Source organism: candidate division Zixibacteria bacterium HGW-Zixibacteria-1, assembly GCA_002838945.1.
Lineage (GTDB): Bacteria > Zixibacteria > MSB-5A5 > GN15 > PGXB01 > PGXB01.
The window spans coordinates 60485-79936 of record PGXB01000014.1; the positions used below are offsets into that span (position 1 = coordinate 60485).

The window sequence follows — 19452 nt, forward strand, 5'->3', positions numbered from 1 at the left end:
ATCCCAATGGAGCCCTGCTTGGATAATCCCCCTGTTCCGCCTTTTCAAGCATTCCTTTTCGTGATTCTTCAGATAGATTATCAATATAGTTTTTGGCCATTAGCAATTTGATGCCATGAATAAATTTGGCGTGCGAACGGCTATCCTTGCCTATGATTTCATTTTCTTTGACAAGGTGAATTTCTACTTCAAGCTCCTCAAGTAAGACATAATCCTTGAAGTTTCTGTAAAGCCTGTCTGTCTTCTCAACAAGAATTATATTAGTATTTGAATTGGTTCTTAGAAAATTCACCATTTCCCCAAAACTGACTCTTCCCGATTTTTTGGCCGTTTCTACATCGACAAATTCTTTAGCTATCCGGATGTCATTCTTTTTGGCATATTCCTTTAGTAGCTTTATCTGAGCTGGAATGGAGAACCCCTCTTTTTCCTGCTCCTTCGAGGATACTCTGGCATATAAGACGGCCTTAATCATTTCTTGCCCTTTAATAGTTTCTCTATATGATATTTCTGAATCTTATTCGGTTCTGTATGACCATTGAGCCAGCGGTTAACAGTCGAAAATGCCACTCCAAGCATTTCAGCTAATTTCTCCTGAGAGATTTTATTTTCTAAGCGATAGATTTCAAGCCTTTTGATTAGATCCATAATATTTCCCTGTTATAGCACAATATAGCATATTATTTTATTTAGTCAAGCAAAATCTTCCTTATTTTCTCTATTTTATCATTCTCAATGGTTGCCTGCTTTTTTGAAAAGTCTATACTCTTTAAGATCTCCGTCAGCCTGGCATTGCCATAGTTTGCATACGAGGATAGGGTTGTGGCAATATGTTCGTGTCCAAAATTCTGACTGATTGCTTTGATCTCTTCTCCGGTTCGGCAATGTTTCAGTGCCAGGTCAACTGCAAGATGCCTGAAAGTATGCGGAGGAAAATAAGGCAATCTTGCTTCATCTGATCGCTTCTTGAATATCTCTCGAATTCTGCCGGTTCCTTGCCAGAATATTGGCTCGATTTCAGTTGCGCTCTCAAAGCTAAGATTTTCTTTGCCCTGGTTGGTTTTGGAACGCGGGAATAAAGGATCGGCAGAACCGAATCCCTTTTTCTTAAGATATTTAGCCCACTCGACAGCATATTCCACTAATTGTTCATCAAACCTGAAAAGAGTAGTGAAAATATACTTGGAAAACTTGGTCCGGACACCCGCTCTTGGATTTTGATTTATTGTTAAATTATTTTCATCGAAACAATCCAATGGAAGAGTAACAATGGCTTCATCGCGCATACCGCTCAAGAGTGTAAATGAGATAAGCGCGCGATCTCGCTGATCTACTTCCGAATTTATAGTAATCGAATTAGCCATTTTAATAGCATATTCCAGAGACGGGTAATTTCTGGGTGTTGTCTGGGTAGCCATTCTCTCCTCCTTTTCCTTAATCTTCAAATAGTCAATCGAATCATGGGCAATTTTGCTTTTATATCCCGGTTGCCAGGCCAACCATGCAAAAAATTTCCGGAGGTGTCTCAAATAGGTGTGATAAGTAACTATTGAAATTGGCCTACCACGAAATTCCCGATTTCTAAGATGCTTCTTGAATTCAATCGCCTTATCAGGTGAATACGAGCCAAAATCCGCAGTTTTGGTGAATTCTTCATATATCAGGACTGCCTTTTCAATGTTGTCGATAGTGGCTTCACAACAGCCGTCAGCTTCTCTCAGCCATTGGATGAACTTCCTTTTCACTCGCTCGTTTTTGATGTTATGTTTCTTCATCTAATCCTCCGTCTATGTCAGTGTTAAAGCAATGCCCCTCAGTACCAATTAATTGTATTTTACATTCCGTTAATTTCGTGATGATTTTTGACAGCTTCAGCCATTTTCTATCTGAGGAAAAAACAGTTAGATTCCGGCCGCAGACACTACAAACCCCCTTTATAATAACCTGCTTATAACATGAACCCAGTTTCCTGCCAGTTGAAATAATTCTGACATTTTGTGGCAATGACCTTCTTGGGCTCCTGCAACTCACACAGAAAAACTCCCCCGGTTGGAGCTCTTGTTTTCTTTTTGAGTATTTGACCCTTAAAAAATCCCTGACATCTTCCCCTGAAACCAGATAGGGTTTTGATGTCTCATCTATAATTTTCAATCCATGCTTACGCCAGATCTGAACGGTCCGAACATGAACACCGAAGACTTGGGCTATTTCGGCAAAGGTATATGAGCGGCGCCCTTTAATTAAATTTGGATTATGCTTTCTCTTTTTCCTTGCCATATTTCCTGTCCAATTCTTCAAGCAGGTTGAAAAGACCGGTCATATTGTCAGCAATCTCCCTGGCATCTTCGCGGGTAAGAGGGCGGGCATAATATTGCTGCCAAGTTTCAATTGTCCGATCCAGAAATTCTTTACTATATCCCGTCATAAATAAAAAACCCGCATACGGATAGTTCACCATCCGCAAGCGGGCTCCTCTTGATACAACTAAGCTCTTCAGATACCTGCTGTCAGCTTATTTTGGTTTTCTCTATTTCTTCTTTTTCGATATCCTGTATTGATCCATCCTGGATCGATACACTGAATCGGGCCATTCCATAGAATCCTTTCTTCAGGACCCTCTTGAATGTCTGTTCAATCAATTGAGTCAGACTGGCCATCTTGTTTTTGTTATTCTCTGTCAACCATTTACCCGTTTAACTAAATTCAGTTAACTTACAGCATAAAAAAATTATGCTACTGTCTTAAAAGGACCTTTTTGAGGTCTCATGAAGCTCATGTCATATTTCTCCATGGTGCAATTAGCTATTAATCCAAGTTTATGTAATTTTAGCCCCAAGCTTTCCTTTGAAATATTTGAAAAACGCATGACCAAATCTCCTGCCAAAATTCTGCAAAGATCAGTATAGGAGTATATCTTGATTTTCCTATCAATACCATATGCATAAATAAAATATTCTCCGGGCCCGGTATATCTGAATGGTCTTCCTGTCTGGTAACACAAATAATACTTCTGATAAACAAGTCTATCCGGCATGATCAGATTCTCGGCGAAAAGATTCGCCTGAATCTCCATGGTTTTTTCTTTGTTGCTCGAAAATATCTCCCTGGAACTACATCTAAATAACCTATTTCCCCCGGGATGCAAAGCCGCATGGCCGAATTCATGGCCAAGTGTAAAAGTAAATCTCGCATCCCTTGCGGGCGGCGAGATTGATTTATCGACCAATACGACCCTGTCCTTGCCTATAAATTTACCAAGAATCTTCCTATCTTCAAATTCGCCAAGATTAATATCTGTTATTAGCTGACATTCAAATCTGGGGTAAATAACGGTCTCATAGACTTCCCGAAGATCGATAATGACTTCTTCGAGTTTTGTCCAGCCCATTTCCCGGATATACTCCTGAATGATATCCAAGGTAAGGGCTTTAATCGAATCCTTATAAAATCCCCTCAAATTCATAAGGGTTTACCCCAAATTTGTTACTTTTTTTCTACCTTTCCCTGTCGGAATAATCCGGCTGCTTTTTGGTACTTTTCTTCCAACGTTTTGTTAAATTTAACAAGTTTTTCTTGTCTGGCGCAACTCAAAAGTTTGTTCAAATCATAACCAAAGATGTCTGCTATCGCACAAATAAATTCAGGGCTGGGAATTTCACCATACTGCTCGACTCGTGTTATATAGGCTGGCGATATCTTAATATCCCACCTTGATTTTAATTTCCCTATGAACTCTTTCACAGTCCATCCTTTTTCTTGCCTTAGGGCTTGGATCAATTCCCCAAAGCGCTTACTGCCCTTCTCCAACGGGTTCATCTCATCCTCCTCTCGCACTTTAAGTGAATTTAGTATATTTAGTTAATTATGTCAACAAAAAAGTAAAAAATATATACCCTTATTAAGACATTATAGTTCAATGTCTTAACTTTTGCTGATAAATATTTTTGATTTTTTATTTTATAAAATTGAATCCAAGATGGCTTCTACATCCCTCGGATTATAAGAAACTGCCCACTTCCAGGTGCCAAATCCGCCATGGGCATTTACAGCCCGGATCCATTCATCTAGAAAAGCGCGCTTTGTCTTGTTCTGCTGGCTGTCAACCCCTTTGACTTCCAGAACCAAATGGGCGCCGTTTCTTAACCTTATAATAAAATCCGGGCGGTATTTTCGGACCATCCCATCGAATAAATATAGTATCTCAAATCCCAAATGGTCATTCTTTACCCAGGCGTCCACATGTTTGTTCCTGTCCAATTCATAAGCTTCTGAAGCTTCCCATGTGCTATCGTAAACACAGTGATTTATATGTGATCTTTTGGCATATTCGCATGGTTTGCCGGTGAACCAGGTTGGCATATCGCCGGTTGATTTAATTGGCTTTTCATTATCAAAAACCACAGTCAAGGATTCGGTATTGTTGAAAATAATATTTTCCCAAATGTGCTGGACAATCTTGTTCATATTCAAGGTCAGCAAGATCCGCTTCTTATCTTCATGTTGCCAGAAAATTGGCGGAAATATCTTAACCTTTTCCGATCTTATAAACTGTTCAACAATTCCAATCACCTGTGCAAGTAGATATTCTTTATTGCCTCTCCATTTATCGGGCTTCATCTGTTCATAAACATCTCTGGCAGTTTCAAAAATAATCTTTTGCATTCGATAACGCTTGGCCAAGTCAGCCAGATCGATTTCAGCAATCCTGGTTACATCGGGTTTGCCTTCGACCACTGGAGCCAGATCAGCCAGAGTCCTGGTCTCATAAGCATTGAGCCCCAGGGAATTTACTGCCGATATATCCAATGAAAGAGTTGGTCTAAAAACATGGTCAATTCGAATAATATTTGGCCAGCTAATCTCAAATGCCTGCTTTTCTATCACAGCCTCAATCCTTGTCTTAGGCGGTGATGGCGGCGGCGGCGGGCCGTCTTTTGATTCATGGGGCAGGAATGTAAATGGAACACCGAATATATTAACGTATTCGGCCTCGAACAGACCTGTTTCTTTATTAATATCATAGCTGGTTCTTCTTAATCCTCGTCCCACGACCTGTTCACATAATAACTGGCTTGAGAATGCCCGCAGGCCCATAATATGTGTGACAGTTTTGGCATCCCAACCCTCGGACAACATGCCGACAGAAATAACCTTCTGGACATGTTCACCCGGTTTACCAATCTTACCGACCGTATCAACTGTCTGCCTCAGTAATTCGGCCAGTTCTTTCTTGGTCAATTTCCTTTCAGGCTGGTCTTCTTCTCCTGATTCGATATCATCATTATTCAATACAGGCAGTTCTTCTTGCGATTCGGCTTCATCCAAGACTTTCGAATCAATATGCAAAATCTTGGTGGGATCGCAAAGTTCATCGATTCGAATTCGTTTATGATCGAAAGCATACTTTACACGCGCGGCGGTCTCAGTTCTATTGGCCACCGTTATCATGACCGGTGGGATTTTGTGTCCCGCCTTCTGCCAGTTCTTCAAAGTCTCCAGCCAGTCCTTTGCAAGCAAATAATATGCATTTGTCACCAGGTCCGGCAACGGTTCATGCTCTTCAGCCTTCCTGTTAAGATCATCTTTTACATGCACATAAATATGATATAGCTTTGATTTGTAGGATTTGACATCCATTTCGCCATCATCTCTGATAACAACTCGTGGTGTCTTCACCAGGCCTGATTCAATCGCATCATTCAGGCCAAAGTCACTTACTATCCAAGTAAATAAAGCCTCCTCCGAGCTTTTCTTCCCGGATGGCGCAAAAGGAGTGGCGGAGAAATCATAACAATTTAATATTTGCCGTGCGGCATTAATACGGTCCAGACCGCTTATCCAGACCGTAGCCGCTTCGATATCCTCTTTCTTGACTCCCTTAATTTTTGATTCCGCCGGGACCCGCCAGGCATGGTGCGCTTCATCATTTATCACGATAATATTTCGCGCATTGGCCATATCTCCCAGAACATCCCGGACATACGCCTCATCACTTTTTGCCCCACGTTTATCGACAGTCTTCTTTTTGGCAAGCCTCTCTTCGGTATCCCAGCTTAAGGCATGCCAGTTTCGTATGAGAATTTTACCCTGTCTAAGTTTATCCATTAGTCCGGGTGGGATAATATTAAATTCATCGTAATAATTACCCGGAGACGAAGGAATCAATACCTGCAGCCTCTTCTTAACGGTCAGTCCGGGAGCCACAACAAAGAAATTCTTGGAAAATCCTGCATTCTGGGGATAAGTTACTTTATTCAACACCTGCCAGGCGATTAGCATCGCCATAACAATTGTCTTACCGGAACCGGTCGCCATCTTTGAACATAATCTGGTAAACTCACCACCGTTGGTGCTTATTTCCAGTCCGACGGTTTGCGATTTTGGCGCTTCAGCCAGCCAGATCAATGTTTCGATAGCTTCAAGCTGGCAAAAGAAAAACCGCCTGTGGTCTCTTGCCTCGGGATCATACCAATGCTCCAGCAGTTTTCTTGTGATTCCAGTCACTCCGACGTAGCCGGATTCCCGCCATGCTTTTATCCGAGGTCTGATTTGATTGACCGCGGCAATTTCTATAAATTGGCCCGGATCGTCAAAGGCCTTTGAGCCTTCGGTGGCCACCACATACCCAGCCGGTCTGCGGCCCGGTTCTTTTGAAAAAAGCCGGGTCTCCCGATCATATTTCCAATGATGTTCGGGCTCTTCGTATGGAGAATTTATTATAAGTTTATCGATTTTCGACTGAGGCATATCAAAGGTCCTCAATTACCAGGCTTTCGATTCCGCGATCATCTACGATCTTGACAGCAATCCGCCGGTAATCTCCGGGTTCAAATGGCAATGATGTCGTCCCGCGATATTGCTCTATTAATTCTTCATCTATTTCTGCCTGAAGGTTTCTGGCCAGTCTGGCCCAGCCGTCCTTTGGCCCGGACATGGGGAAAAATACCTGCTGCGGGAATAGACTTCTTCCGTCATAATCGGTATCGAGCATCCACATGGCAATTTTTTCCGTCCCGCCCGATTCCACTGTCCCGGTTCTGGTATTGAAATAATCGAATCCAAGAAGATCGACCTGATATTTTGATGCCTTGCCTTTTTCCTTGATCTCCCTCACGATAATTTCGGGCTGACCGATCAGCCAGAAACTTTCATTACTGGACCGCTGCTTTTTGAGGTCTTCGGTTAAAAGATCAGTGTTCATTTGCGCCTTGAGAAGCGTTACGCCCGGCCAATCGGTCTCATCGATGTCTTTGGCCGCTTCCGGATCAAACTGAAAGGCCGCAAAGACAATAATCTTCGGCTTTGGAACTAAGTTGCGGGCTTCCTCTATGGCCAGTTCAACCTGTCTTTGCTCAAGCGGGGCATGTTCCGGCCCGAATGATACAACCACTCGTTCCGCCTTTTCTCCTTTTGTTTCCCCGTCGGCATGCAGATTTCTGGTTCCCGGCAAAGCCTCTATCCGCGTGAATTCAATCTTCTGCCCGCCTTTACCGCGAATCCCGGTCTTGAATAACTCGTCCCGCCAGTCGGATTGACGGACTGTCTCGCCAGACCGCGCCACCGAATCATCAGCCGGCTGATCCGATGTAATTTCGGATAATGGTTTGACCACAGGTGCTGGAACTGCTTCGACTGTAAAAGGTCCGCTCACCCTGGCTTTCTTATTGTCGATATATGGCTGATCATAAAGCGTCTCTTCACCCGGCGGCTCATCATTGGCAATACTTTTCAGTGTAATATGTGGAACCGTCTTATACTTAAAACCACTGCCGACACCTTCTTCCAGGTGTGCCAGCTCATAATAGTCGAAGAGCGAGGTCATCAAGCGTTGTTTTGCCAGAGTCAGCGCGACTCGCGAAGTATCGCAGGTAATCCATCGTCGTCCCCATTGCTCAGCGACAAAGGCGGTTGTTCCCGAACCGCAGGTTGGATCAAAAACCAGATCGCCGGGGTCGGTTGCCATTAAAAGGCAGCGTTGCAATACCTTTTCAGAGGTTTGAACAACATATATTTTGTCACTTGATCCAACGGTTTCGGGCCATAAGTTATTAATAGGGGATATTGGAAAGTCGTTCAAGTATATTTTTCTCTCCAGCGTGTTCGTTCCTTCCAGTAGGTATCCCTTGTTTGCAAGAATCCTCATTCTATCTTCCGATATCAACCAACTTGAATTACCAGGTGGGCTATAGGTCTTTCCCTTGTATTCAAAATCGTAAACACAATTTGCATTAAAACCTGCAGGCCTTAAATCAGCACCTCTAAAAACACGTGAGCCTTTAGGTAATAATTTATGATTATGTAATTCAGAATTAGGGAGTTTTCTAATATCCCCATTTTCTAATTCCACCCACTTCCAAATTGGGTTACCCTCTATATTTTTATTTTCAAATAGTCTGTTGAATTTTGCATTATTAACATCTTTTGCATACCACAAGATTTGATCTGCCATTGTTTCCAATAATTTAGTCCCAAGCGGACGAGATTTTGTTCTATATGTTATTATGTTTGCAAAATTTCTTGCGCCAAAAATTTCATCCATTATTTCTTTCACATGATGGATATTTTCATTTGATATCTGGATAAAAATACTACCGCTTTCGGATAATAATAATGAGGCTAAATATATTCTGTCTCGTAAATATGACATATACGAGTGAATTCCCAATTCCCATGTATCCCTAAATGCTTTAATCATTTCAGGTTCTTGTGTCAGATCTTGATCTTTACCGTCAGCCACATTTTTCTGGTTAATAAAGGGCTGAAAATTGGACATGTATTTTACGCCGTAAGGCGGATCGATATAGATCATCTGCACCTGACCGGCTAAACCTTCTTTCTCGATCAGTGAATTCATCACTTCAAGACTATCCCCGGCGATCAGCCGGTTGGACCAGTTGTGCTTGTGCTTATAAAATTCGATGGCATCCCGTAGCGGTGGATTTTCACCCGGCTGACTGAAAAACAGGTCGCGCTGATCGAAAAGGCCGTTTTTCTTTTTCACTGCCTCGATTATTGTCTTGGGATCGATTCGTTCATGGACATGAAGCGATACGGTCGGCACCTCGAATGATGTCCGCTCCGCTTTCCCGGCCCAGTTCAGATAGGGCTCCTGCCGTTTTTTAAGCTCCTTGAGAGCCGCCTTGGCACCCTCGACCGTCTCGGCCCCCAGGCCGCTGTCGATAATATTTTCTATCTCGGATCGTTTGCAGTCGAACTGCAGGGCCGGATCAATATGCGGGTCATAGGCATATTTCTTTTTACCGAGATCCTTGTCGGTTTTCTCTGTCACCAGCCCGACCGGCGGGTTGTTGACCCGTTCTTTGCCCTTGTGGTCATACTGCTCGATAGGCTTTTTATTGGATTTGGAAACCGTTCGCCGGGTTGCCGTTGTCCTCGGCTTTAATGTTTTTATGGCGGTCTTTTTTGATTTCGCCTTCGCCCCCGCTGCTATTTCCTTGGCCTCTTCTATCTCGGCCTTGGATTTTGCCGTTTTCCCGGAAGCTGGTTTTTTCGCGGTCTTTTTAACGATTTGTTTTGATCTTGCCAAAAGACCCTCCTGTAATAGAATACTTCGACAGCCGATCCCCCAAAATAGCTATCCTGTCAAGAAAAGTCAATTGGGATTATTTCATTTGATTTGTTGCAAAATATAGAACGAAAATTATCTTAAAACTGTCAAAATCTGTCACCACGTCGACAAAAAATAACATTCCGGCCAAAAATCCATTTGACAAAACGGGCATAATTTCCGTCATTATTAATGGTCAAGTCAGTATAAATTAAAAGTTGGGTTTTCATCAAAAGACCTGTCAACTCGAATCCCCCAACAGAATAAAGTCATAATTGTATAATTATTTGGGAGGAATTATGGCTGCTATCAGAAGATCCAAATTTCATATCCTCGTATTGTGTCTGCTGGTTTTTATGGCTATAACCAACAGGGCTATTGCGGACAATACTTTCAGTGATTTCGGGTATCAGACCGATGAAAACCAAGCGATGGTTCTGACTGCTTCTCAAAATGACAGGATAGAGCTTATCATCAACGCACTTATTAATGCGATCAACAATCCATCCTATATTAACCTTGAATCACTTAATCCTATTCTGGGCAATGTAAGCAAGAATCAGTTTGCAGCCACACTTCTCTATTTTCATAATAGCCAGAGCGAATTTAATACTAAGGTGGGGATTGAATGCCAGCATAGCATTTTGCTGGAGCCTCAAAGCGTTTGGAAAAAGGATGACTCATATCACGTCAATATTTCACTAATTTATCTTATTAATAATGTTGTTAACGCAGACACGATTTTCATTGAGTTGAGCGGTGGACAGATCCCACAATTGACTGATCCCATTGCCTTTCTGGAATCATTGAATAGTTTTGTGAAAAAAGCCAGAGATGCATCTTATTCAAGTCTCATAAACTCTTCCATCGAGAATAACACGGAAAAGGTATTATTGCAAGACGACTTCTATAGCAAAAATTTACTCGTGCCCAAAGTATTTTACACAAATGAATATGTTACTATTCACAGATTTACATTAAATGTAAGTAATGCAATCTGGGGGCATGAGATCTATGGAAGACCATTTGACCCCTTGCCTATTGGATTATATACGTATGTGACTTATGATGGTTATCAATTCTATTGGCCTCTTCACAACACTATATTTATTTCCGATCAAGATTGGGGAAGAATTATAGGTAATGAGCTTATATCAGAAAAATGGATATTTGGGGGTTCTCTGGGAGATGGTTCTTATCAATTTAGAGATCCCATGGGTATGGATTATATTCCTCAATCCGCCATTGTCATAGCAGATAGCTATAATAACCGCGCCCAGATTTTCGAATTTAATTCTATTGAAGAACAAATTACATTAAAAAACTATATTGAGAATGATTATGGTTTAGTCCCGGATGTGGCGTCCGCATACTTCATGGATTCATCTTCAAATAATGAGATCGCTGTATTAGATGCCTCCAACGGTAGGGTGGATATATTTCATTTGAATCCTGATTACTCATTAAATCTTATAAGGTCGTTTTTTTCACAAGGGTCTGGTACTAATCAGATCTATAGACCCACATCCATATGCTATGGAAGAAATTATATCGACAATGGCAATATACATGTAATTTATATAGCGGACGATGGCAATAAGAGAATTGTGGGGCAATCGACCTCAGATCCAGTTGATAATAATTTTATCTTTTCCAATATTTCCTTTCCTGAGAATGCCGAACTCTCATCAATTAATGTTGATAACTTTGGTTTTATCCATGTTGTAGATAGGCGTAATTCTATAATATATAAATTTGATAGTGAATTAAATCTTGTCGCGACATTTGGCTCATTGGGAATATCAGATAGTGAACTATTTTATCCTGTCAAGCTTCAGATAGCGAAAGGCTTCTGTACTAATTGCGAAAATCCCTCAGTCATTTTAGGTGATGTCTTTATAACCGAGCAATTTGCAAGCGCAACAGGTATAAGGCGTTATCTGCCGGGTTGTGATGTATTATGGAATGATATTGACTATTATGTGAATCCTGCCGGTGGTTTCGGGTGGATTCATCTGCAGTGGCTCCAGTCCGGTGAGTCGGAAACCTGGACGAGACTTTATTTTGGTGACAGCCTGCTCTATGAAAATTATTCACCATGGCAAATCACCGGTCTTAAGCATCACTGGTACATGCCAGATTCCTCAATTAATCATAATGGATATTATATCTTTGAGACACGTCTAAAATCACTTTGGAATACAACTGATACTTTGTTCAGAGATTCATTCTATGTTGCCTTTCCCGAACAACCGCAAGATGTTGAAATCCGGGATTGTGGCTACCAACAAGGTCCTATGGCCATTATAAGCTGGGATGCCGTCGACCCGACCGGAGCGAATTATTACGATATTTACAGAAACGGCGAATATTTAGCCAGCACGCATGTCCCACAATCATATTATCAAGATAGCACTGCCATTGCAGGTGAGAGTTATAGTTACAAGGTCAGGGCAAGGTGGGATAATGATTTTTTCTCTTCAATATCAGATTCCAGCCTTCCATTTATAATAACAGAGTATATGCCTGCCCCGCCGAGTAATGTGTCGGCCAGCCTTGGCTCGACAACCTGCAACTGGACCATTACATGGCAGGACAACTCGGATAATGAAACAGGATTCTATATAAATATCGTTTATTTTATTGAATCGCAATTTTTGGGCCAGGACCATATCTGGGTCGACTCTAACGTGACATCGATCATTCACCTCAACAAATATGAAGAAGCCGAAGGCATAGGCAATATTGACATCTATGTGTATTCTTTCAGACCATACAACTGCGCTTATTCCTGCGGGACATATGTTCATGTGTGCGATTGTGACACATTATTTTGCGACACGCAGATACATGGCAGTTATTTTGCCACGATTGGAGCTTGTGAAAATGTCCACTGTCCATTCTTCTATGTCTGGGTCGACAATCAGTATGTTGAGGAAAACAATCTCCTCGGTATATCAGGATCTTCGGAAAAGAAATCAGAGGATTATACAGAGTATCATAAGGTATCCGTGACACCCGAGATTAAGGACGGTCAATATAGTTTTCAAATTATTGAAAACGGAAATGACATTAGTTACTTTGATCAGATTGAATTATTTGCAGTTGATAAGACGGTGACAGGTGATATCGTTATTGATAACGCCTCCAATGTTTATGCCACGACACAAAGGCTGCTACCTGCTCAAGCCGTTGATCATAATGGAATGGACATTACCCGTTTTGTCAACAGTAAAGACATGAATTCATATTACTCACCTGAGCCAGGTTATATTGATGCTATTTATATTATTGATCAGGATTCCAAGAGTGAAACATCGCGACCGGATACCGGCGGTACGGTAACCGATCCCCCCATTAAGGGCGAGGTGCCAAATAATGTCAAGGTTTCTGCCTCAGGTTTCGTTGAATTCGTTCCGTCAAGGTTGGACATATATGTCGAACAAGAGGGTCAGTGGATGTTGATCGATTCTTCCTTCGGTTTGGCCAATCAAACTGAGCAGATTTTCGCGCCAGCCCTGAATCTGAGATTCCCCAATGATACCATAAAAGTCAGATATCAATGGAATTATCTTTATCGGGCCGATGAAATGGCCTATTTATATACGAAAGTATATCCCGATCCGCCTATTAGAATCCCGCTATTATCGGCAATATCAAGCCAAAATGGAGGTATAGCGGATCAGATTCTCATTTCCGATAATATCCGTGCTCAACACAATCCGGATGACACAATCACATTGTCATTCGATAATCCGTCGAATCTGAGCGGGCTTGATTATAAATTCGTCCTGAAGGTAGAGGGATTCTACAATATAAACAAAGCCGATTATTCGATCACAAACGCCAAACCGGCCGACAATGAAATGCTGCCGATCAGCTTCGCCTTTGATCAGAACTACCCTAATCCCTTTAATCCGGCAACGACATTCAAATTCGCGCTGCCTCAGGCCGAACATGTAAGATTGAATATTTACAACATCCTGGGCCGTAAGGTCGAGAGTCTGATTGATGAAAATTACGAGGCGGGGTATCATTCTATTTCATGGTCCAACAATGACTTGGGGAGTGGGGTTTATTTCGCCAAATTCCAGGCCGGAGACTTCAAATCGACCAGAAAGGTGGTGATTGTAAAATGAATCAGTCATTGATTAACATGATGGCATTTTCGATATTTGGCCTAATGGCCCTATTTCTAATAATGGGCCTTGAATGCCCGAGCGAGGATAAACCTCCTAATCTAGGTGTACCGGGTATTTATGGGATTTCATTTACCGGTCCACACAATGATGCAATTGGTCAATACTACAAATTCAATTTTTCGGATAACACAAATTCTAATGATGTATCCTATTATTATATTGTCGCCAAAACCAATGCCTATGATATAGTGGCTGTAAGTCAAGATTACTATTCCGGCTATCCTCCACTTACGAATGCCTTTGTAAATTTATATTATTCCGATTTTCCATATCAAATTGACCCAGCAAGCACATATAGTTTCTATATTTATGCATGTGATTTTTTCGATTATCCAAATAATGATGAATACGAATACAGGAAATATGTGGGTGAAATTCATTTTGGCAGTGATACGACGGTGACTGAATATTGCACAAGGATTCCAGATTTTAAAAAAAGAAAATATACTAGATTTGAGAGAATAACAAGTTGTATTGAAGCAAGCGTCAAAATAAAAGCCAGATATGGAGTTCCTTGTGGATATCCAGACAATATGGATTCCTTATCAATGAATTTTACATGGGTGTCTATGGGCAAGGATTACCATAATCCGCAGAGTGATATTCCCATATGGGGACAAGTTGGCGTTGGGTGGTTATGTTACCCGCAATTTACTGGTGATTCAGATATCTGGCATGCCATCTACCATGAGACAATGAAAATGTATGGTCAAGAAATTGACTTTTATTTTAATGATGATCAAGAAGGTGATTATGATTATATTAATCCACCAGATGAAGGTGAAGAGTGGACTTATTGGTGTATGGTTGATACTGTTGAAGGCGAGTGGTATTATTCAGTCAATGGGTTGGGATTCTTGCCCTCTTTGAAAGATAGCGCATGGTTGACACCGCCAACTGGTGTAGTATGGGCAAGTGAAATTGGAGTCCATTATGAAGACGATATGGCAGGGACTTTAGATAATCCATGTGTGTTATCAGAAATGAGTTTAAGGACTGTTACAGATAATTCAATACAATTTATAGAATATGAACCTGGTGATACAGCATTTAGCGATGATCCGGCTGAATGGCATATAGAAAGACAAACTGCAACTGAGTTAATTATTCGGGATATAAATCCTAATTCCTTTTAATCGTTGAGTAGTTAATTTTGTATAATACTAGGAGAATTTCTATGAAATTACGTAATCTTAAATTCTTGATATTCCTGATTGTCATATTGGTTGCCGGCAAACAGGCTAAGGCGACTGATATTAATCAGGATCTGAATGCCAATGAGGTTGTGGAGAGGAATGCCATATTGGATAAGGCAATTTCCCTGACAGGTTTCTATGCAAATAGAGATGAATGTAAAATCTCTGCTGAAGATGTTCAACTGGTTTTGCATGAAGATTCCACAACGCCTTTTTTGGGCGAATTTGGCACAAAGCGCGCGGTATGGCACATTGCTTTTCACAATATAAATCTTAATTCAAAGGAAGGTCGGCCTGCAGATCAGAAATTTGATCGAGATTTTGACGTTTATATCGATTCCGCCTCTGGTCATTTGTTGAAAATAATATGCAATTATGACAATGGTTCGCCGGAAGAGTGTCCAATATTACTTGCAGAAGATGCTGAAAAGCAAATTAATTCGCGTGGTGAAAAATATGTGGGTTTGCCCGAGGTAATACCTGAAATAAGCTTTACAGATGCGGCCTTGGCTGGGCCACCCAAGCCATGGATAGCAAAAGAAATTTTGGGTCAATATGTAATATATACTGATGGTCGTTGTGAACCTCGGCCTGTATGGATTATTTCAATGTGCGGCCCAATCGTCCCTGTCATAGGTGGTTCTGCGGAATGGATTCCAGATTATCAAAGAAACAGGTGCCGAAAGGTGGTAGATGCCAAATATGGAAATGTATTTTTTGTCACAAACACGCCAAAAGTACCACTCACTCCTGAGGATCGGAAGCGGATATTGGGGAAATAGATAAACATTTTCACAACACAATAGTTGAATATTTTAGAATTCGAGAAGATTTTTTTGGTTTAGAACCAAGCATTATATAACCTGTTTAACCCCAATAATATAGTAATGCCAAGATTAAGGGGGCTTTTGGCAATCCTATTCATGGCGAACATTATTACATCATCAATAAGCATTTTGCCTTTTTATGCCGATATTCCCGGCATTTTATTAAACAACAGCGATTTCCTGAAAAGGCGAGTGTCTGGATTAATCTATTATCTGATAAGGCATATTTATATGAAGAACATCGAAATTGCCGATTATTCTATCCTGTTTGTCGCAGATAGGTTCGAAGTTCTTCAATAAAGGGACGCCATTCTATTGTACAAAATTCACGCCAATTCAATTCCAATTTATTACTCAATCTTGCTTTCCCGCCCGTCATATATTATAATAGAACAGCTTGTCGGAGATTGTATAGGCAACATGAATAAAATAGTCAGGAGCACAGGGCTCCTGGCCTTCCGGGACTATCCTGAAAAGAAAAATGAATTTCAATCCCAATTACGCTCTTGACAGTTAAGACGGTATCTACCAGGACTGAGATATGAGGAAATCGACGGCCGCCTTCAGCCAATATGTATTGCCGGGTCACGACAGATGTTCGGCGTGACGGCTATGGAGAAGATCTTCTATCTGAACGATTACCGCAAGAAAGGAATCGTCCCGAGGCAGGTTTGCCGATTTATCGTCGAAAGGTCAGAGAGAGGCCGCAAGACCCTGGTTATGGAATTCATAAGGTACTTATTTGATATTTTTCGCGACGACCCGGTCACGTTTTGCACCTCGCGCGACCACCAGATATCACTGTTCGAGAAAATGGGATTCATCGTCATCGGCAATGCCATTGAGTCGGAGCAGTACGGCCTGGATGGCAAATGGACGCCCATGGTTTTCGATCCGGCATCGATATGGCAAAGTTTTCTGGATGGCAGCCGGGAGGGAAAATATCCCAATCTGAATCAACTGATGTTTAATGCCATAATCAGTCCCATTCTGAGTCCGGATGACCATATTGTTATGGGATCAATCGTTCGTACCGATTTTCAGAAGTACGATTCGCAGTAGTGTGCCCGATATCTCATATATTTATGATTATGACTATTGATCTTTTGTCTTGCGGGTGCCTTGATACATCTCGAATTTCAACAGCCGGCACTCGATCGGGCCGTTATACATCTCAATCCGCCGCGATGTTCTCAGGCCGATATGTTTGGCCGCATCCAGGTTCCCCGTAAAAATATAAGCATCATAGCCGGTGAAGCTCTTTTTCAGGGCATCGCCGATCGAATGATAAAATTCCTTGATATCATCAACCGACATCCGTTCCCCGTACGGCGGATTGATAACCAGCACTCCCGGCGGCGATGGCGGCATGAGGTCATCAATGGCACTCTGTTTGAACACGATATCCCGGCCGACTCCGGCTCTTCGGGCATTATCGACCGCTTCCCGGACCTGCTTCGAAGCCTTGTCCGATCCGATCATCTCGAAACCCAGCTTCGGGAGGATTTCTTTGCGTGCTTCATGCTGGACCTGTTTATACAGATCCCGATCGAAATCGGGCCAGTTCATAAAGCCGAATCTATCCCGAGTCAATCCGGGGGCGATATTGCGCGCCAGAAGAGCCGCCTCGATAACAATTGTCCCGGAACCGCACATAGCATCGACAAAGGAGCTTTTTTTATCCCATCCGGATTGTAATACGATCCCGGCGGCAAGAACTTCGTTCAACGGCGCTTCACCGGTTTGACTGCGGTATCCCCGCTTGAACAGCGGTTCCCCCGATGAATCAAGGGCGATTGTGCAGTCATCACGATAGATATAGGCATTTAATCTTATGTCCGGATTTTTGAGGTCCACCGACGGCCGCCGCCCGGTCTTTTTTCTAAAATGATCGGCAATGGCGTCCTTGGTTTTCTGGGCCACGTACAGCGAATTATCAAACCCGGATTCGGTTATCACGGCATCGATAGCAAAGGTCTGATTCAGACCCAGATAGTTCCGCCAGTCGATATTGAAGACTTTATTATACAGCGCCTTCTCATCGGCGGCCCTGAAATTGAATATCGGTTTCAATATTCTGGTGGCTGTCCGGCACCACAGGTTGGCTTTATACAGCAATTTCCTGTCGCCGTAAAATTCGACCGACCGGTTCATCGGTTTCACATCCCGCGCCCCCAGGGCCGTCAGTTCTTCGGCAAGAATTGCCTCCAGGCCGAATAACGTCTTGGCAATCATGCGGAATCGTCTTGTATCTTTGGTTGAAGCCGTCATAATCTTGAAAGGAACCGATTTTTAGCAGGAAGTCAAATACTATGTTTGAGAGACAGGATGAAGCAAAGGCAGGGCGAAATCACTCTATTAGCCTTTGGCGCATTGCCGGTTCTATCCCACGGAGGTGATTCCGCGCGGCGAGCCGCACAGAAGAAGTAATATTGGTGAATAAAAGAATATCCTGAAGCGCCCTTAGATTTCTCAATTTTCTAACCGCTTTATCTAATGACGGCCAGCGGGTAGTCATTCGGCGTCGGCCGGATGGCCGGGTCGGCCTCGATGTTGCCATGATGTTCCACTATCCGGAATCGGAGTCTGCGAGTGTTTAAATCCGGATTCCTCTCATGGAGTTCTTTTCGGTTGCTTATCCTGCTTCTCTTTATCCTTTTGTTTCTCTTTGCTTTTCTTCTGTTTCTGACTCTTATCCTTATCTTTTTTTCCGCCTTTGTCACCCATGGAGTGTCTCCTTTCGGGTTGCCATTTACTGTCTTGCCGTGAAGGGTGCCGCCGCACCGCTGATTCCGGGACAGCCGATCTTCAATGCCTTGAAGACCTGCATAATATTATATAACACTTTCTTATAATAGCGAATCCGGCCAAATACTCAATGTCAAAAAGTTTTGGCAAGGCCGGAGTTCTACTCTCTCCACTATTTCTCATTATGCATTTATTTAAATTATCGAATAATAGTTAATGCGTCAACTTAAAAGCCTTCTTTTCCGGGAGGCTTGAATTTTAATGGCGGGGTTCGCACCAGGCTCAGAACTTGCGGAATACTATTCAAATGTGAAGAGAAATGGCGCGGCCGATATGTTTCCGCAATCCCTGGCAGCGCAATCCATGGAGGTGGGGGGGATCGAAAAGTGGGATTTTTATAACATCTTGAACCGCTTCAAATTACGCCATAACTTCTTGATTCCCATAAATTTCCAGTTTTTATTTGGTTTTATTTGTTTGTGTCTATTTTTGTTTGTTTTGACCTCAATTTGGCACAAATATGGCACAAAAAGTTGCACCCTATAGTAACCTTTTTTTGAATGAAGCTACTATATTGCCTATCGCTTCCTGTGCGTTTGATGAAAACTTGTTGGCTTATTGAGTTCTGTACAATAAATTAAAGTCAAAAGTTCACAATCGTTCATCTTTTTTAAGGAAAAAGAAATGATTAATTTTGTAGAAATGATTTTAATGGGCGTATTGGCGACTCTTATTATGGATATCTTGGCAATTATATTTGTTAAACTAAAAGTTATTCACGCAATGATCGGACCTCAAGTTGTCGGACGATGTCTGAAGTTCCCCCGATTTAGTGGACACGGAGAAAGGATACTATTATTATGATTCTTTCTCATCCTGAGTCCCGAAGGACAGGAGGTGTTCAGATGTTG

Annotated in this window: 16 protein-coding genes and 1 pseudogene; 7 read left to right on the plus strand and 10 right to left on the minus strand. The window is 42.1% G+C overall.

Going from position 1 to position 19452, the window contains the following annotated elements; translation table 11 throughout:
• Positions 1-22: 22 nt before the first annotated feature.
• The 9 genes and pseudogenes from CVT49_07390 to CVT49_07430 form a co-directional block, all read right to left on the minus strand.
• Positions 23-475 (minus strand): annotated as a pseudogene (locus tag CVT49_07390) (recombinase family protein).
• Entirely contained in the window at positions 472-648 is a 177-nt protein-coding gene (locus tag CVT49_07395) for a transcriptional regulator (GenBank protein ID PKK83703.1), read from the minus strand. The pseudogene CVT49_07390 and the gene CVT49_07395 overlap by 4 nt, the downstream one beginning before the upstream one ends.
• A 41-nt stretch (positions 649-689) precedes the next feature.
• On the minus strand, positions 690-1775 hold the full coding sequence (locus CVT49_07400; GenBank protein PKK83704.1) for a hypothetical protein: 1086 nt from the start codon (positions 1773-1775) through the stop codon (positions 690-692).
• Complete coding sequence (locus CVT49_07405) at positions 1762-2277, minus strand: hypothetical protein (GenBank protein ID PKK83705.1); 516 nt, start codon at positions 2275-2277, stop codon at positions 1762-1764. The genes CVT49_07400 and CVT49_07405 overlap by 14 nt, the downstream gene beginning before the upstream one ends.
• The gene (locus tag CVT49_07410) at positions 2252-2458 is read right to left on the minus strand and encodes a hypothetical protein (protein PKK83706.1); all 207 of its coding nucleotides are present in this window, start codon (positions 2456-2458) and stop codon (positions 2252-2254) included. The genes CVT49_07405 and CVT49_07410 overlap by 26 nt, the downstream gene beginning before the upstream one ends.
• 270 nt (positions 2459-2728) lie before the next feature.
• Positions 2729-3463 (minus strand): hypothetical protein, encoded by a 735-nt coding sequence (locus CVT49_07415; GenBank protein PKK83707.1) that lies wholly within the window; start codon positions 3461-3463, stop codon positions 2729-2731.
• A 20-nt stretch (positions 3464-3483) separates the two neighbouring features.
• On the minus strand, positions 3484-3816 hold the full coding sequence (locus CVT49_07420) for a hypothetical protein (GenBank protein PKK83708.1): 333 nt from the start codon (positions 3814-3816) through the stop codon (positions 3484-3486).
• A gap of 141 nt (positions 3817-3957) precedes the next feature.
• The gene (locus tag CVT49_07425) at positions 3958-6747 is read right to left on the minus strand and encodes a type III restriction endonuclease subunit R (protein PKK83709.1); all 2790 of its coding nucleotides are present in this window, start codon (positions 6745-6747) and stop codon (positions 3958-3960) included.
• A 1-nt stretch (position 6748) separates the two neighbouring features.
• Entirely contained in the window at positions 6749-9232 is a 2484-nt protein-coding gene (locus tag CVT49_07430; GenBank protein ID PKK83720.1) for a site-specific DNA-methyltransferase, read from the minus strand.
• Positions 9233-9867: 635 nt separating this feature from the next.
• On the opposite strand from CVT49_07430, the gene CVT49_07435 reads away from it, so the two are divergent.
• The 5 genes from CVT49_07435 (at position 9868) to CVT49_07455 (ending at position 16855) form a co-directional block, all read left to right on the plus strand.
• Positions 9868-13707: a hypothetical protein gene (locus tag CVT49_07435; protein PKK83710.1), complete on the plus strand. Its 3840-nt coding sequence runs from the start codon at positions 9868-9870 to the stop codon at positions 13705-13707.
• Positions 13704-14906: a hypothetical protein gene (locus tag CVT49_07440; protein PKK83711.1), complete on the plus strand. Its 1203-nt coding sequence runs from the start codon at positions 13704-13706 to the stop codon at positions 14904-14906. Before CVT49_07435 ends, CVT49_07440 begins: the two co-directional genes overlap by 4 nt.
• A 41-nt stretch (positions 14907-14947) precedes the next feature.
• Positions 14948-15748 carry a hypothetical protein gene (locus CVT49_07445; protein PKK83712.1) on the plus strand — a complete coding sequence of 267 codons (801 nt, stop codon included), beginning with the start codon at positions 14948-14950 and terminating at the stop codon, positions 15746-15748.
• Between the two features lie 141 nt (positions 15749-15889).
• Positions 15890-16093 (plus strand): hypothetical protein, encoded by a 204-nt coding sequence (locus tag CVT49_07450; GenBank protein PKK83713.1) that lies wholly within the window; start codon positions 15890-15892, stop codon positions 16091-16093.
• Positions 16094-16387: 294 nt separating this feature from the next.
• Positions 16388-16855 (plus strand): hypothetical protein, encoded by a 468-nt coding sequence (locus CVT49_07455; protein ID PKK83714.1) that lies wholly within the window; start codon positions 16388-16390, stop codon positions 16853-16855.
• A gap of 33 nt (positions 16856-16888) precedes the next feature.
• Here CVT49_07455 and CVT49_07460 read toward each other — a convergent pair whose 3' ends face one another.
• On the minus strand, positions 16889-18064 hold the full coding sequence (locus CVT49_07460; GenBank protein ID PKK83715.1) for a hypothetical protein: 1176 nt from the start codon (positions 18062-18064) through the stop codon (positions 16889-16891).
• A 738-nt stretch (positions 18065-18802) separates the two neighbouring features.
• On the opposite strand from CVT49_07460, the gene CVT49_07465 reads away from it, so the two are divergent.
• Together CVT49_07465 and CVT49_07470 are read left to right on the plus strand one after the other, a co-directional pair.
• Positions 18803-19087, plus strand: coding sequence for a hypothetical protein (locus CVT49_07465; GenBank protein ID PKK83716.1), 285 nt, complete (start codon positions 18803-18805; stop codon positions 19085-19087).
• 138 nt (positions 19088-19225) lie between these two features.
• Complete coding sequence (locus tag CVT49_07470; protein ID PKK83717.1) at positions 19226-19405, plus strand: hypothetical protein; 180 nt, start codon at positions 19226-19228, stop codon at positions 19403-19405.
• The last annotated feature ends 47 nt before the right edge of the window (positions 19406-19452 follow it).

Bases quoted from the DNA above. Each gene is read 5' to 3' on its own strand.
- CVT49_07400 (PKK83704.1), bottom strand. From the start codon at position 1,775: ATGAAGAAACATAACATCAAAAACGAGCGAGTGAAAAGGAAGTTCATC.
- CVT49_07445 (PKK83712.1), top strand. From the start codon at position 14,948: ATGAAATTACGTAATCTTAAATTCTTGATATTCCTGATTGTCATATTG.
- CVT49_07460 (PKK83715.1), bottom strand. From the start codon at position 18,064: ATGACGGCTTCAACCAAAGATACAAGACGATTCCGCATGATTGCCAAG.
- CVT49_07455 (PKK83714.1), top strand. From the start codon at position 16,388: ATGTTCGGCGTGACGGCTATGGAGAAGATCTTCTATCTGAACGATTAC.
- CVT49_07405 (PKK83705.1), bottom strand. From the start codon at position 2,277: ATGGCAAGGAAAAAGAGAAAGCATAATCCAAATTTAATTAAAGGGCGC.
- CVT49_07410 (PKK83706.1), bottom strand. From the start codon at position 2,458: ATGGTGAACTATCCGTATGCGGGTTTTTTATTTATGACGGGATATAGT.
- CVT49_07435 (PKK83710.1), top strand. From the start codon at position 9,868: ATGGCTGCTATCAGAAGATCCAAATTTCATATCCTCGTATTGTGTCTG.
- CVT49_07415 (PKK83707.1), bottom strand. From the start codon at position 3,463: ATGAATTTGAGGGGATTTTATAAGGATTCGATTAAAGCCCTTACCTTG.
- CVT49_07425 (PKK83709.1), bottom strand. From the start codon at position 6,747: ATGCCTCAGTCGAAAATCGATAAACTTATAATAAATTCTCCATACGAA.
- CVT49_07440 (PKK83711.1), top strand. From the start codon at position 13,704: ATGAATCAGTCATTGATTAACATGATGGCATTTTCGATATTTGGCCTA.
- CVT49_07395 (PKK83703.1), bottom strand. From the start codon at position 648: ATGGATCTAATCAAAAGGCTTGAAATCTATCGCTTAGAAAATAAAATC.
- CVT49_07450 (PKK83713.1), top strand. From the start codon at position 15,890: ATGGCGAACATTATTACATCATCAATAAGCATTTTGCCTTTTTATGCC.
- CVT49_07420 (PKK83708.1), bottom strand. From the start codon at position 3,816: ATGAACCCGTTGGAGAAGGGCAGTAAGCGCTTTGGGGAATTGATCCAA.
- CVT49_07470 (PKK83717.1), top strand. From the start codon at position 19,226: ATGATTAATTTTGTAGAAATGATTTTAATGGGCGTATTGGCGACTCTT.
- CVT49_07465 (PKK83716.1), top strand. From the start codon at position 18,803: ATGGCGGGGTTCGCACCAGGCTCAGAACTTGCGGAATACTATTCAAAT.